Below are 15,367 nucleotides of genomic sequence, written 5' to 3' on the forward strand. Positions count from 1 at the left end.
GTTCATTGTCCGACATTCCGGGTCAGCAAGCAGGATACACAAAAAAGCACGCTCGTTCAATTTATAGCGGGAAAGGGTTTGCCCTGGGGTTGACGACCTCGAGTCAGACCGCACGCTCCATCGCCGAGGGCAGCACGTGGTCGCGGTACATGTCGCGCAACCTGAGCTTTTGCAGCTTACCGGTGGCCGTGTGCGGCAGTTCGTCGACGAACACCACGTCATCGGGAATCCACCATTTCGCCACCTTGCCCTCGTAGAAGGCAATCAGCTCTTCACGCGTCACCTCGGTGCCCTTGCGCTTGACGACGACCAGCAACGGGCGTTCGGTCCACTTCGGATGCGAGCAGGCAATACAGGCCGCCTCGGCCACCGCCGGATGCGCGATCGCGACATTCTCGATGTCGATCGAGCTAATCCATTCACCGCCGGATTTGATCACGTCCTTGCTGCGATCGGTGATGTGCAGGAAGCTGTCCGGATCGATCGTGGCGACATCGCCGGTCGGAAACCAGCCGTCCACGAGCGGCGAATCGTCCTTGCGAAAATACCGGTCGATGACCCACGGGCCGCGCACATGCAGATCCCCGAACGCGACGCCATCCCATGGCAGATCGTTGCCGTCCGCATCGACGATCTTCATGTCCACGCCGTAGATCACATGGCCCTGCTTTTCGCGCAGCTTGCGTTGCTCGTCAGGCGAGCGCTGCGACTGCTCCCACGTGAGCTTCGACAGGGTGCCGAGCGGCGACATCTCCGTCATACCCCACGCATGGATCACTTCGACGCCGAATTCGTCCTGAAAGGTCCGCAGCATGGCCGGCGGGCAGGCAGAGCCACCGATCACCGTACGATTGAGCGAAGAAAAGCGCACGCCGGCCTGCTTCATATACGCGAGCAAGCCGAGCCAGACGGTCGGCACGCCGGCCGAATAGGTGACGCGTTCGGCCTCCATCATCTCATAGAGCGACTTGCCGTCGAGGTCCTTGCCGGGGAACACCAGCTTTGCGCCCGTCAACGGCGCCGCGTGCGGAATGCCCCATGCGTTCACATGGAACATCGGCACCACCGGCAGCACTGAGTCGCGCGCTGACAGGCTCATCGCATCTGGCAGGGATGCACCGTAGGCGTGCAAGACGGTCGAGCGATGCGAGTACAGCGCGCCCTTCGGATTGCCGGTCGTGCCGGAGGTGTAGCAAAGGTAAGAAGCCGCGCGTTCGTCGATAGGCGGCCAGTCGTACACACCGTCCTGCGCGGCGAGCAATGTCTCGTAGCTGAGCACCGGCGTCTGCATCTGCGGCAGGTGTGCGTCGTCGGTCAGCGCAATCCAGCCGCGCACTTTCGGGCACTGCGGGGCCAGCGTGTCGAGCAGCTCGGCGAATGAGATGTCGAACAGCACATAGCTGTCGTCGGCGTGATTGATGATGTAGGCGATCTGCTCGGGAAAGAGCCGCGGGTTGATCGTATGGCACACGGAACCGAAGCCGGTCGTGCCGTAGTACGCCTCCAGATGCCGGTAGCCGCACCACGCGAGTGTGGCGACCCGCTCGCCCGGCTGCACGCCGAGCGCAATCAAGGCCTGCGCCAGTTGCTTCGCGCGCTTCTCGCAATCACGGTAGGTGTAGCGATGCACGTCGCCTTCGATGCGCCGCGAAACGATTTCCGTGTCGCCGAAATGCCGCGCGGCATGCGCCAGCAGGGAAGACACAGTGAGCGGCATGTCCATCATCTGGCCCAGCAACGGCGTCGTCATAAGCAGCGGTCTCCTCGCGGTGTTTTCGTCTTCTCTCTCAGGTTCGATGCCGCGCGGCGCCGGGCTGGCGGCGCCGGCAACCGGCCAGCCAGCAGCGCCGCGGGCGCCGACTTACAATATCGGTTAATCCAGAGGCGCTCAATATGTCGTTTTCCCCAAGCATTTCCGGCCTGTCCGGGTCGATGGCGGCGCTCGCCGAGGCCCTCGGCACCCCGCGCGAAGGCGCATTCGCACAGCTCGGCGGCGTGTTTATGACCCGCCTGCCGGCGCAGCCGCTCAGCGCGCCGTATGTCGTCGGCTTTTCTGCCGAGACCGCCGCCCTGCTCGGTTTCGACGCCAATCTCCCGCACGATACCGCCTTCGCCGAGTTCTTCTCCGGCAACGCCACACGCGACTGGCCCGCCGAGGCGATGCCGTATGCGTCGGTGTATTCGGGGCATCAGTTCGGCGTATGGGCCGGCCAGCTCGGCGACGGTCGCGCGCTGGGCCTCGGCGAAGTCGAGCACGACGGCGCACGCTACGAACTGCAACTCAAAGGTGCGGGACGCACGCCCTATTCCCGTATGGGAGACGGCCGTGCGGTATTGCGCTCGTCGATCCGCGAGTATCTGTGCTCGGAAGCCATGCATCACCTCGGCATTCCCACTACGCGCGCGCTGTGCGTGATCGGCTCCGATCAGTCCGTGCGGCGCGAGGAAATCGAAACGGCGGCGGTGGTCACGCGCGTGGCGCCGAGCTTCATCCGTTTTGGCCACTTTGAGCATTTCTATTCGAACGACCGCGTCGACGCGCTGCAGGCACTCGCCGATCACGTGATCGAACGTTTCTACCCGGATTGCAAGGAAGCGGACGACCCGTATCTCGCGCTACTGAATGAAGCGGTTTTGTCCACCGCAGATCTGCTCGCGCAATGGCAGGCGGTCGGCTTTTGCCACGGCGTGATGAACACGGACAACATGTCGATCCTCGGTCTCACGATCGACTATGGCCCGTTCGGCTTCCTCGACGGCTTCGATGCGGGCTATATCTGCAATCACTCCGATTCGCAGGGCCGCTACGCCTACCGGATGCAGCCGCAGATCGCCTACTGGAACCTCTTCTGCCTTGCCCAGGGCTTGCTGCCGCTGCTCGGTCAACAGCACGATGAAAGCGTGCGCGGCGAGGAAGCAGTGAAGGACGCACAGCGCGTGCTCGAAGGCTTCAAGGACCGTTTCGCGCCCGCCCTTGAGGGACGGATGCGCGCCAAACTCGGCCTGCAGACCGAACGCCCGGGCGACGACGCGTTGGCGAACCGCCTGTTCGAAGTGATGCAGGCGAACCGCGCGGATTTCACGCTGACCTTCCGCAATCTGGCGCGTGTTTCGAAACACGACGCGAGCGGCGACGCGCCGGCTCGCGACCTGTTTCTCGACCGTGCCGCGTTCGATGTCTGGGTGAACGACTACCGCGCGCGGCTGTCCGAAGAAACACTCGACGATGCCGAACGCGCCATTGCAATGAACCGCGTGAACCCCAAATTCATTCTCCGCAATCACCTGGCCGAAACGGCGATTCGCCGCGCCAAGGAGAAGGACTTTTCGGAACTCGAGCGGCTGGCGGCCGTACTGCGCCGTCCCTTCGACGAGCAACCGGAACACGAGGCATACGCCGCGCTGCCACCCGACTGGGCAAGTTCGCTGGAAGTCAGTTGCTCGTCATAAAGCGCGCGTCCGCCCCGCGGCGTTACCGGGCGGCGGCGGGCTGCAGCTGGCCGCGCCAGGCAACACCCGCCCTAACCAGAGCTACATAGAGACAAAACCCGAGACAGGAACCAACCATGAACTCAGACGACACCAAGACCCCCGCGCCTGCCCTGCAGAAAGACGATGCCGAATGGCGCAAGCAGCTGTCCGACATCGAGTATCAGGTGACCCGCCACGCTGCCACCGAACGCCCGTTCACCGGCCAGTACAACGACCACTGGGACCGCGGCATCTATGACTGCGTCTGTTGCGGCACGCCGTTGTTCGAATCGGACACCAAGTTTGACGCCGGCTGCGGCTGGCCGAGCTACTTCAAGCCGATCAACGGCGAAGTGATCGCCGAGAAAACCGACCGCTCGCACGGCATGCTGCGCATCGAGGTGCAGTGCAAGAATTGCGGCGCGCATCTCGGCCACGTCTTCGAAGACGGCCCCGCGCCGACCGGACTGCGGTACTGCATCAATTCGGCTGCGCTACAATTCGAGCCCAAGTAACGCAACGCGGGCAGCGCAGGTCCGGCGGCGTTGCTGGACGGCGCGAGGCCGTCCAGCGATGCAAACCCCGACTTAAACGCTTCAGCCAGCTTGCGAACCGGCCATCTGGCGCCGGCCGCTAGCCGGCCGCCGCGACGGGTACACACAGCACGCATATCCTGGGCGCGAAGCGCCCTTCAGTCCGCGCTTATATTTCCCTCATTTCTCCAGGTCCCCGCCCAGATAATGAAATTCTTGTTCGATCTGTTCCCGATCATCCTGTTTTTCGTCGCGTTCAAGCTGTGGGGCATTTTCCCGGCCACGGCAGTGGCGATCGTCGCCACGCTGGTGCAGATCGCGTGGGTGGCCTTCCGTCACCGTAAAGTGGACGCGATGTTGTGGGTGAGCCTCGGGGTCGTCACGGTGTTCGGCGGGGCCACGCTGGTGCTGCACAACGACACCTTCATCAAATGGAAACCGACCGTGTTGTACTGGGCGTTTTCGGTCGCGCTAATCTTCTCGCAGCTGGTGCTGAACAAGAACCTGATCGAAGCGATGATGGGCAAGCAAATCACGCTGCCGCATCGCATCTGGGGCCAGTTGAGCATGATCTGGGCGGTGTTCTTCGTGCTGCTGGGTATCCTCAACCTGTTCGTGGCCTACCACTTCTCGACCAATGCCTGGGTGAACTTCAAGCTGTTCGGCGCGACCGGCTGTCTGGTGGTGTTTATTGTCGGCCAGAGCCTGTGGCTCTCAAAGTACATGAAGGAAGAAGAGTGACATGAGCGACGACATTTTCCTGCACGCCACGCCCGCCGAGCGCCTCGCGCTGATCGAAGCGCGCCTCGCTGCGGCGCTTGCGCCGATTGCTTCGATCAGCGTGCGCGATGACAGTGCACAACATGCGGGGCATGCCGGCGCCTCGGCAGGCGGTCATTACAGTGTCACGATTGTGGCAGTTGCATTCGCCGGAAAGGCCCGCGTAGCACGGCACCGCTTGGTGTATGATGCGCTGGCCGATGCCATGCAGCGCGGCATTCACGCCCTCGCAATCACGGCGTACACGCCCGAAGAATTCGATTTGCTGTCCCGTTAGGAAACTTCCGATGACCTTGAAGAAAACCCGCCTCTGGGTATTGCTGGCCGCTTTTGCGGCTGCGCCTGCGTTTGCACAGAACATCGCCGTCGTGAACGGCACGCCGATCCCGAAGGCACGCGTCGACGCGCTCGTCGAGCAACTCGTCCATCAGGGTCAGCAGGACTCGCCGCAGTTGCAGGCGGCCGTGCGCGAAGAACTGATCAACCGTGAAATCCTGATGCAGGAAGCGGCCCGTCGCGGTATCCCGACGCGTCCCGACGTCAAGGCGCAAGTCGCCGTCGCCCAGCAGACCGTCGTACTGCGCGCGCTGATCGAAGACTTCCTGAAGAACAACCAGCCGACCGACGCAGAGGTCAAAGCACGCTACGACGCACTGGCGAAGGACGCTGGCGGCAAGGAATATCACCTGCACCACATCCTCGTGGATAACGAGGATCAAGCCAAAGACCTGATCGCCAAGATCAAGGCCGGCGCAAGCTTCGAAGATCTCGCCAAGCAGTACTCGAAGGATCCGGGATCGGGCAAGAACGGCGGCGACCTCGACTGGTCGGATCCGAAGGCGTATGTGCCTGAATTCGCGGCTGCGGCCGAGAAGCTGCAGAAAGGCCAGATGACCGACACGCCGGTACACACGCAATTCGGCTGGCACATCATCCGTCTCGACGACACGCGCGACATCACGCCGCCGCCGCTCGAACAGGTGCGCCCGCAGATCGTCCAGCAGATCCAGCAGGAAAAGCTGCAGGCGTTTGAAGAGAGCTTGCGGAAGAACGCGAAGGTCCAGTAAGAGTCAGTACGGTTCAGACGCCGGAGAGACTTCCGGCGTCTGTTCGAAGGTGCGCTTAAAAGAGTTTCGCGTACTCTTCCAGATCGACACAGCGATACCCTGCATTCTCAAGACCACTTGCCTCGTTCTTCGAGAAAGTAGGCGAAAACAATACTTTCTCGATTTCCCAGCCGGTGAGCTTGCGCCCCTCCGCTGTCGACAAGAATCCCGCGATGTGATTTTCGAACGCGACCAATGCGCCGTTGTCGTGGCCATTCGCGCTTCGTTTGCAGGAACCGAATCGCACACGTTTGTCGTCGCGATTCAATGCCACGATATCAATCTCGATCAACCGATCGATCGAACGAGCGCGATTCCAGAATCCCACCTCTATAGACGTGATGGGAAAATCGCCCCGGCCCTTTCTTGAACACTCGACGTGCAACTGCCGGATCAGCTTCTCGAACGCAAAACCCTCGAGCGTCTCGCTACGGGGACTTGCCTTCTCCAGCACGCGCTCGCGAAGCTGCATTCGCGCCGCGTCACGCGCAGGCCGAACGACTGCAATCCACGCCTGCAAGAAGTTATCTGTCACGTAGTATCGGGCATTGCGGCTTCGACTGTCCGAGAACACGGGATAGCGCCGGTCAATCATCCCGTAGTCGTCGACCAGCTTCTTGAGTTGCCCACCCAATGAACGGCTCATGTCAGCCGGCGCCTGCATGTTTGCTACCAGATCGTTGTGACCGGCACCCGGATGATCCGCCACGAAGTGCAGGATCGAGAGCAGTTGCCCTTTCATCTCGCGCAAAAACGAAGTGTCCGCTTCTTCCGAAAGCGGGCTGCCTTCGTTCAGGAACAGACGTCCGATCAGTTCGTTCCGCAAATGCTTGGTGGAAGCATTGAAGAGCCCTTGCCCATAGGCATCCCTGTAGAACTTTGGGACACCCTCAAAGTAAGTCCATAAGAGCAGCCACTGGTACGGGTTTGCCACACCGTGGTCGTTGTACACCGCGAGCAGGTCTTCGAAGTCCCAGTGGTCAAGAAGAAACGAATGGGTCAGTCTGCCGTATAGCGGAGCCGCCTTATCATCCAGCAGAGCGCTCATTTCAGATTGAAGTGAGCCCAGTACGAAGAGACCACCGCTCTTTGATTCACGCAGAACATCGACTTCAGCCTGCAAAAAAGAGTTGAATGCGGCGAGCTGGGGGGATGTGAAATATTGAAATTCGTCCAGGACCACGATGATGCCGGCGCGGTTCATCGTGGCAATTGCCCGCGCCATGGATGCGAAGTCCTGCACGTCATTTGCCAGCGCCTGCACCGAGGTCGAGAGACTGTCCTGCAACGCCCGCCGAAACTGGCTAGCGACGTCGGTCTGGTCGGAATCGGGAATCTGGACGTAGAAAAGGCGCTCTGCAAGCGCTTCGTCGTTGCGCGCCAGTTCACGCAGTAACGTCGTCTTGCCAATGCGCCTGCGACCTTGAATCCGGCAGAAAAACCACTGCGGCTGCTCAAGCAGCCCGCGCAATTCGTCCAACGTACTGCGTCGCCCGTAGAAACGCCAATCTGCCATATCGTCCCTGGTAAGTTAGCGTACTAAATTCTACGCTAACGGATAGGCTATCGCAAACCATTGAATTTGCGAGATAAAATCGGGTTGATCCGTGTCCGGAGGGAAGTGGCGATGCCTGTTTAAAGCTATTTCGCTGCGTCCGGCCTACGCTGACGGCTGTGGCACAAAATTAGCGTAGCAAATTGTACGCTATTCTATCCATCCAGTTATACCATTGATTTTAAACGAAAAAATACTCTTTTTCCGTGGGCAGCGATTCTCACGGGCATAACGTGATCCACGAGGATTTGGCTCACAAGGCGTCCTGATAACGTCGCGACTTCATCAATACACCAAACGACAAAGCCGCCCGAGGGCGGCTTTGTTGTTTTTGGCGGCTAGTAGTCGCCCAGTCAGCGCATCAACCCAACCAACGTCGGGCGTTCTGGAACACGCGCAGCCACGGGCTACCGTCGTTGGCGCTCCAGCCTTCCGGATGCCAGCTCATCTGCACCGTGCGATGCACGCGCTCCGTATGCGGCATCAGAACGGTGAAGCGGCCATCAGGCGTCGTCACCGAGGTAATGCCGTTCGGCGAGCCGTTCGGGTTGAACGGATACTGCTCGGTGGCCTGGCCGCGGTGGTCGACAAAGCGCATGGCAACCGCGACCTTCGACGCATCGCCTTGTTGCGAGAAGTCTGCGAAACCTTCGCCGTGAGCGACAGCCACCGGAATGCGCGAGCCTTCCATGCCGGTAAAGAACAGCGACGGCGACTGCTGCACTTCAACCAGCGAGAAACGCGCTTCAAACTTCTCCGACTTGTTGCGCGTGAACTTCGGCCAGGCCTCCGCACCCGGGATCATCGACGCGAGGCTGCTCATCATCTGGCAGCCATTGCAGATGCCCAGCGCAAACGTATCGTTGCGGCCGAAGAACGCGGCGAACATGTCCGCCAGCTGCGAGTTGAAGCGGATCGTCTTCGCCCAGCCCTCGCCGGCACCGAGCACGTCGCCGTACGAGAAGCCGCCGCACGCGACCGCGCCGGCAAAGTCAGCCAGCGTGGCACGACCGGCCAGCAGGTCGCTCATGTGCACGTCGTACGCATCGAAACCCGCACGGTCGAACGCGTAAGCGGTTTCGAGGTGCGAGTTGACGCCCTGCTCACGCAGGATCGCGACACGCGGACGTGCGCCTTTGCTAATGAACGGTGCAGCCACGTCCTCAGCCGGATTGAAGCTCAGCTGCGGCGTGATGCCCGGGTCGGCGGCGTCGAGCAGCGTGTCGTATTCAGCATCCGCGCAAGCCGGGTTGTCGCGCAGGCGCGAGATGCGCCAGCTCACTTCGCTCCACGCACGATGCAGTTCCGTACGCGGTGCTTCGTAGATCTTCTTGGCGTCGCGGTAGATTTCGATGGCGTCGCGATTGTTGATCTTGCCGACCACGTGCGAGCACGCCGAGAGGCCATGCTCGCGCAGCGCAGCCAGCACGGCATCGCGATCCTGCGCTCGCACCTGGATCACAGCGCCCAGTTCCTCGTTGAAGAGCGCGCGGATCGTGCGGTCTTCGCGGCGGCCGCTGGTCTGCTTGGCCCAGTCTTTGGCGTCGCCATAGTCGAATTCGTGGTTCGGATCGAGCGTCAGCATATCGACATTCAGCGACACGCCCACATGGCCCGCAAACGCCATTTCGCACACTGTCGCCCACAGGCCGCCGTCCGAGCGGTCGTGGTAAGCGAGCAGCTTGCCGTCGCTATTGAGCGCCTGGATGGCGGCGAAGAAACGCTTCAGATCTTCCGGATCGTCGACGTCCGGCGTGGTATCTCCCACCTGCTGGGTGACCTGCGCGAGGATACTGCCGCCGAGGCGATGCTTGCCGCGGCCGAGGTCGATGGCGATCAGGACGCTGTCGCCCGCTTCGTCGGCACGGCGCAGTTGCGGCGTCAGATGGCCGCGCACGTCTTCGACCGGTGCGAAGGCCGAGATGATCAGCGACACCGGCGCGACCACTTCCTTCGCCACGCCCTGGTCTTGCCACTTGGTGCGCATAGACAGCGAGTCTTTGCCCACCGGAATGCTGATGCCAAGCGCCGGGCACAGTTCCATGCCGATCGCCTTGACGGTGTCGTACAGCGCGGCGTCTTCGCCCGGTGCGCCGCAAGCGGCCATCCAGTTGGCCGACAGCTTCAGCTTGTCGAGCGACGCAATCGGCGCCGCGGCGATGTTCGTCACCGCCTCGCCAACCGCCATGCGGCCCGACGCCGGCGCGTTGATCACGGCGAGCGGCGTACGCTCAGCCATCGTCATCGCTTCGCCGCGGAAACCGGCGTAGTCCATCGTGGTGATCGCCACGTCGGCAACCGGCACCTGCCACGGGCCGACCATCTGATCGCGCGCGGTCGTGCCGCCCACCGAGCGGTCGCCGATCGTAATCAGGAACGACTTGCTGGCCACGGTTGGGTGGCGCAGCACGCTCACCGCTACTTCCGACAGGTTGACGCCGGTGACATCGACCGGCAGCAGCGTCGTCTCGACGCGCTTGACGTCGCGATGCATACGCGGCGCCTTGCCGAGCAGCACTTCCATCGGCATGTCGACTGGCTGGTGGGCGTTGTCGTCTTTCTGTTCGGTGTCGACGAGCTTCAACTGGCGTTCGTTCGTTGCCGTGCCGATCACCGCGAACGGGCAGCGCTCGCGCTCGCAGATGGCCTGGAATTCCGCCAGATCGGCCGGTGCAATGGCCAGCACATAACGCTCTTGCGCTTCGTTCGACCAGATCTCGCGCGGCGACAGGCCGCTTTCTTCCAACTGGATCTTGCGCAGTTCGAAAATCGCCCCCTTGCTCGCGCCGTCCACTACTTCTGGGAACGCGTTCGACAGACCACCCGCGCCGACGTCGTGAATGCTCAGGATCGGGTTCTTTTCGCCCAGCTGCCAGCAGGCGTTGATGACTTCCTGCGCGCGCCGTTCGATTTCCGGATTGCCGCGCTGCACCGAGTCGAAGTCGAGTTCAGCCGTGTTCGTGCCGGTCGCCATCGAACTGGCGGCACCGCCGCCCATGCCGATGCGCATGCCCGGGCCGCCGATCTGGATCAGCAGCGACCCTTCCGGCAAATCGTGCTTGTGGGTGTGCTGATCGGAGATGTTGCCGATGCCGCCGGCAATCATGATGGGCTTGTGATAGCCGCGCACGACGCCCGCCACGTTCTGCTCGAAGGCGCGGAAGTAACCGCCCAGGTTCGGCCGGCCAAATTCGTTGTTAAACGCCGCGCCGCCGAGCGGCCCGTCGATCATGATCTGCAGCGGCGAGGCGATGCGGTCCGGACGGCCATACACTTCCTGCGTGTCGGCCGGATTGCGGTGACCGACCGGCTGCACGGCGTCACGGGCGTTTTCCCATGCTTCGCGCGCATCCGGCAAGTCGAGGTTCGACACGGTGAAGCCCGCGAGACCAGCCTTCGGCCGCGCACCGCGGCCCGTCGCGCCTTCATCGCGGATTTCGCCGCCCGCACCGGTCGCGGCGCCTGGAAACGGCGAGATCGCGGTCGGGTGGTTGTGCGTTTCCACCTTCATGAGCGTGTGCGTCAGCTCGGTGTGGCGGCCGTAGTGCTCAGCCAGCTCGCCCGCGCCATCAGTCTGGCCCGGCTTGCGCGGAAACCAGCGTTCGGCCACGCCGCCCGCCATGATCGCCGAGTTATCCGAGTACGCGACGATCGTGCCCTGCGGATTGAGCTTCTCAGTGTTGCGGATCATGTTGAACAGCGAGATGTCCTGCTTCTCGCCGTCGATGGTCCATTCCGCGTTGAAAATCTTGTGGCGGCAATGCTCGCTGTTGGCCTGCGCGAACATCATCAGTTCGACGTCGGTCGGGTTGCGGCCGAGTTTCGTGAAGGCGTCGACCAGATAGTCGATCTCGTCTTCCGCGAGTGCCAGACCCAGTTCGGCGTTGGCGGCTTCCAGCGCGCCACGCCCATGGCCCAGCACGTCGACCGTTTGCAGCGGCTTGGCCGGCAGTTCGTCGAACAGATGCATGGCGTGATCGCGCGACGGCGCGACGCTCTCGGTCATGCGGTCGTGCAACGCAGCCACGACGGCCTCGCGTGCTTCGTCGGACAAGGCTTTCTTGCCGCCCAGCAGGCCGCTCTTCAACGTGACCGTGTATTCGATGCCGCGCTCGATGCGGCGCAGTTGCGTGAGGCCGCAATGGTGCGCGATATCCGTCGCCTTGCTGGCCCACGGCGACACCGTGCCGAAACGCGGTACCACGAGGAAAGTCTCGGCGCCGCCGCGCTCCTTCGCTTCGGCGAACGGATCGCCGTAGTGCATCAGCGCCTCGATCTTCGCGCTGTCGTCAGCCGCAAGCGGCGTCTGTGAATTGACGAAGTGCAGATACTGCCCGCGCACGCTGGTGATGTTGGGATCGATGCGCGTAAGCGTCTCGAGCAGGCGGGTTTGACGGAAATCGGAGAGGGCCGAAGCGCCGGGGAAACACGAGAAGTGGGCCATGGACTTGACGTTGCGTCTATGAGTCGCGCATACAGGCGACGTGAGGCGAAAGGGAAGTCCGAGATTATACCCCGGGAAGACCCTCCCGCGCCCCTGCTGACAGCGTTCCGGTGGCGTGTCTGTGGGGTTTTAGCGAGTGTCGGGACGCACCGCCAGCCGATTTCGGGATGGTCCGACGCCTACGCGTCTGACCTGTTTGACTGATATCATTCCGCCTTTCACCAGATCGGCGCAGCAAGCCTTCGCATGCGCCGCATGTCACGCCTACGGGGAACGCGGGTTGTTCGCGTTCCGCCGGCAAATCGAATCAAACATGGATGTCATCGTCATTGGCGGCGGAATTGTGGGCGTCGCCACCGCTTATCAGTTGCGCGCAGCCGGCCACCGCGTATGCGTGGTCGAACGCTTTGCGACGGTCGCGCAAGGCGCGACCTACGGCCACGGCGGCACCGTGCTGCCGACGCCGCTCGACGTCTGGTTCGGGCCGACCTTCATGCATAGCCGCCAGGGAGCGAAAAGCGGCGTAATCCGCAAGACGGGGTTTAACGGCGCCGCACGCCTGTTCGAAAAGCAACTGGCCAGTTGGCAGGAACCGCAAGCCTTCAGCCGGCAATACGGGCTGCTGCGGCCGCTGATCGAGGCATCGCGTGACGCGATGGCCGATATCGAGGCCCGTTTCGGGCTCGATTTCGAACAGTCGGACGGCGTGCTGTATCTCACGCGCTCGGCGCAGGAATGGCAGCAAACCCAGCCGGCGCTCGAATTGCTGCGCCAATACGAAGTCCCGCACCATGTGCTGACGCCCGCCGAGTGCGCCGCGTTCGAGCATTCGGTCCCGACCGATCCTGAGTTTGCGGGCGGCGTGCTGTTCGACCAGGAACGCACCGCGAACTGCCCGCTCTTCACCAAGCTCATCAAGCAGACCCTCGATACCCAGGGCGGCGTCCAGTTCATGCTGAACCGCGAAGTCGCGGCCATTCGGCTCGACGGGCACCGCGCCGCCGTCGAACTGGCGCCGCGACTGGGTGAAGTCACTTCGACCCGTGAAGTCGACGTGATCAATGCCGACGCCGTCGTGGTCGCGGCCGGCACCGGCACGCTGCCGCTGCTCGAGCGGCTCGGCTTGCGGGTGCCATTGCATCCGCTGCGTCTGCATACGCTGTCCGCGCCGATTGCCCACGAGGAATGCGCGCCGCACGTGGCGATTGTCGATGCGGTGAAGCGAATCACGATCACCCGCATGAACCACCGCCTGCGCATCGCCGGCGGCGCGGTGCTGCAAGGCGCCGGCCAGGCCGACAAGCCGCTCTCCGAAGCGGTCACCAAGGATGCGCTAGCGTTGCTCGGCCAGGCCACGCACGACTGGATTCCGGGCGCCGCCAAGATTTCGGCGGCTCTGTCCTGGGACGGACTCAAGCTGCTGTCACCGGATGGGCTGCCGCTGGTCGGTAATGCGCTGCATCCGCGCCTGTTCGTCAATGCCGGACATGGGCCGGCCGGCTGGGGGCTCGCTTGCGGGGCCGGCAAACTGGTGGCGGATCTGATCGGCGGCGTCACGCCGGATCTGCCCGCCGACACGCTCGCCGCGTTGCGGCCGGAGCGGTTCGGGCGCTACGGCGGCTGACCCCGGCTGAGGGGCTGGGGCCGAAGCGGTTCACAGGTCCGCGCGCATTCAACTACCATGGCAGTTCCACACCGTCCGGGGGCGCTGCCGGGGTCAATGCCTGGGCGCAACGCCCGGGCCCAATGCTCAGAGTCAACGCTCGAGACTGCCATGACCGAAGCCACACCTGGAACACATGTCGCATCCGCCGCGCCCGCTGCATCTTCCCTCGCCCCTGAAACGCCTACGCTGCTGAATCCGCACGACCGCCCGCTCACGCTCCTCTCCCTCGCGGAGTTGCGCGCGATCGAGGCCGACGCCATGGCTGGTTTGCCGCCGCATACGCTGATGGCGCGCGCCGGCCGCGCCGCCGCCTGCTGGCTGCGCGAGCAGATCGCACAGGACAACGCAGCCGCGTCTCCTTCCACGGTATGGATCGCAGCAGGCCCCGGCAATAACGGCGGCGACGCGCTGGTTCTCGCCACCGAACTCCAGCGCGCGAGAATCGCGGTAGAAGTCTGCATGCCCGTCGACGTCAAACCGGACGACGCCCGCTGGGCACTCGCCGAAGCACGCGCCGCCGGCGTAGCGATCACAGCCACTGCGCCCGCATCGTTCGAGCAATATGGCTGGCTGGTCGACGGCATGTTCGGAATCGGTCTCACACGGCCGCTCGAAGGCGTCTTCGCGACCCTCGCGCAACACCTGTGGCAACGCGCGAAACAGCAAGGCCGGGTACTCGCGCTCGATGTGCCGAGCGGCCTCGACAGCGACACTGGCAACGTGGTCGGAGCGGGCACCAGCGTGCGCGCCACGCATACCATTACCTTCATCGGGGCGAAACCAGGCCTCTTCATGGCCTCGGGACGCGATCTCGCGGGCACGGTGACGGTCGCGCCGATCGGCGTGGAGCGCGTGGCGAGCGCCGCCCGCACTGCTGTGCAACTGAACGCACCGACGCTCTTCGCCGCCTTCCTGCCGGCGCGCGATTTCTCGACCAACAAGGGCTCGTTTGGCAGCCTCGCGGTGGTCGGAGGCGATACCGGCATGTGCGGCGCGCCGATCCTTGCCGCGCGCGCAGCGCTCTATACCGGCGCGGGAAAAGTCCATGTTGCGCTGCTTGGCGCGGGCGCCCCGCCCTACGATCCACCGCATCCCGAACTGATGCTGCATCCCGTCGACGATCTGCCGCTCGACAAGATGGACGCGCTGGCGATCGGCTGCGGCATGGGTAACCGCGAGCGCGCCACCAAGGTGCTCAACGATGTGCTCGCGCTCGATGTCCCCAAGCTGCTCGATGCCGACGCGTTGAATCTGCTGGCAGCAGATGCCTCGCTCGCCGCGAAGGTCACCGCGCGTGGTGCGCAGGGCGACCCGTGCGTACTCACGCCGCATCCGCTTGAAGCGGCGCGTCTGCTCGGCTGCGACGCGCCTACGGTGCAGCGCGACCGGCTGGCCGCGGCGCGTGCGCTGACGGCACGTTTTGCCAGCGTGATCGTGCTGAAGGGAACCGGCACCGTGGTCGCCGCACCGGACGACCGGTATGCGATCAATCCGACCGGCAACGCCGCGCTCGCGACGGGCGGCACGGGCGACGTGCTCGGCGGCATCATTGGCGCCTTGCTGGCGCAGCGCTTGCCGCCTTACGAGGCGGCATTGGCGGGCGTGTATCTGCACGGCCTCGCCGCCGACACGTTGACTGCTCAAGGAGAGGGTCCCGCCGGCCTGACCGCTGGCGAGCTGGCGCCGATGGTTCGCAAGCTGCTGAACCGGATGTTTTATCCGCCGGCTTGAGCCTTGCTTGAAACCTCGCTTCGGCCTTGCTTGAGTCCCGCCTGAATCATGCTTCAGCCGTACCTAGGTCCCGCCTGAGCC

The 15,367-nt window shown here is 63.4% G+C and carries 10 protein-coding genes; 7 read left to right on the forward strand and 3 right to left on the reverse strand.

Annotation, left to right across the window (positions count from 1 at the left end; all coding sequences use genetic code 11):
* Window positions 1-103: 103 nt before the first annotated feature.
* A complete protein-coding gene (locus P3T40_RS35435) occupies window positions 104-1,750 on the reverse strand; it encodes a 3-(methylthio)propionyl-CoA ligase (protein ID WP_429272365.1) in 1,647 nt (548 codons plus the stop codon).
* 143 nt (window positions 1,751-1,893) lie between these two features.
* Between P3T40_RS35435 and P3T40_RS35440 the strand changes: the two genes are divergently transcribed.
* The 5 genes from P3T40_RS35440 (at window position 1,894) to P3T40_RS35460 (ending at window position 5,851) form a co-directional block, all read left to right on the forward strand.
* On the forward strand, window positions 1,894-3,450 hold the full coding sequence (locus P3T40_RS35440; RefSeq protein ID WP_429272366.1) for a protein adenylyltransferase SelO: 1,557 nt from the start codon (window positions 1,894-1,896) through the stop codon (window positions 3,448-3,450).
* 116 nt (window positions 3,451-3,566) lie between these two features.
* The gene (gene msrB, locus P3T40_RS35445) at window positions 3,567-3,986 is read left to right on the forward strand and encodes a peptide-methionine (R)-S-oxide reductase MsrB (protein WP_429272367.1); all 420 of its coding nucleotides are present in this window, start codon (window positions 3,567-3,569) and stop codon (window positions 3,984-3,986) included.
* A gap of 225 nt (window positions 3,987-4,211) precedes the next feature.
* Window positions 4,212-4,745, forward strand: coding sequence for a septation protein A (locus tag P3T40_RS35450; protein ID WP_429272368.1), 534 nt, complete (start codon window positions 4,212-4,214; stop codon window positions 4,743-4,745).
* A 1-nt stretch (window position 4,746) separates the two neighbouring features.
* Window positions 4,747-5,061, forward strand: a complete 315-nt coding sequence (locus tag P3T40_RS35455; protein ID WP_429272369.1) for a BolA family protein — start codon at window positions 4,747-4,749, stop codon at window positions 5,059-5,061.
* A 10-nt stretch (window positions 5,062-5,071) separates the two neighbouring features.
* Window positions 5,072-5,851: a peptidylprolyl isomerase gene (locus P3T40_RS35460; protein ID WP_429272370.1), complete on the forward strand. Its 780-nt coding sequence runs from the start codon at window positions 5,072-5,074 to the stop codon at window positions 5,849-5,851.
* A gap of 55 nt (window positions 5,852-5,906) precedes the next feature.
* Here the strand turns inward: P3T40_RS35460 and P3T40_RS35465 are convergent, their stop codons facing one another.
* Window positions 5,907-7,406, reverse strand: a complete 1,500-nt coding sequence (locus P3T40_RS35465) for an ATP-binding protein (RefSeq protein WP_429272371.1) — start codon at window positions 7,404-7,406, stop codon at window positions 5,907-5,909.
* A gap of 400 nt (window positions 7,407-7,806) precedes the next feature.
* On the reverse strand, window positions 7,807-11,889 hold the full coding sequence (purL, locus tag P3T40_RS35470; RefSeq protein ID WP_429272372.1) for a phosphoribosylformylglycinamidine synthase: 4,083 nt from the start codon (window positions 11,887-11,889) through the stop codon (window positions 7,807-7,809).
* A gap of 313 nt (window positions 11,890-12,202) precedes the next feature.
* On the opposite strand from purL, the gene P3T40_RS35475 reads away from it, so the two are divergent.
* Together P3T40_RS35475 and P3T40_RS35480 are read left to right on the forward strand one after the other, a co-directional pair.
* A complete protein-coding gene (locus P3T40_RS35475) occupies window positions 12,203-13,513 on the forward strand; it encodes an FAD-dependent oxidoreductase (protein ID WP_429272373.1) in 1,311 nt (436 codons plus the stop codon).
* Between the two features lie 150 nt (window positions 13,514-13,663).
* Window positions 13,664-15,286, forward strand: a complete 1,623-nt coding sequence (locus tag P3T40_RS35480) for an NAD(P)H-hydrate dehydratase (RefSeq protein WP_429272374.1) — start codon at window positions 13,664-13,666, stop codon at window positions 15,284-15,286.
* The last annotated feature ends 81 nt before the right edge of the window (window positions 15,287-15,367 follow it).

Origin of the sequence: Paraburkholderia sp. EB58, from assembly GCF_050436665.1 — a bacterium.
In the GTDB taxonomy this organism is placed as follows: domain Bacteria; phylum Pseudomonadota; class Gammaproteobacteria; order Burkholderiales; family Burkholderiaceae; genus Paraburkholderia.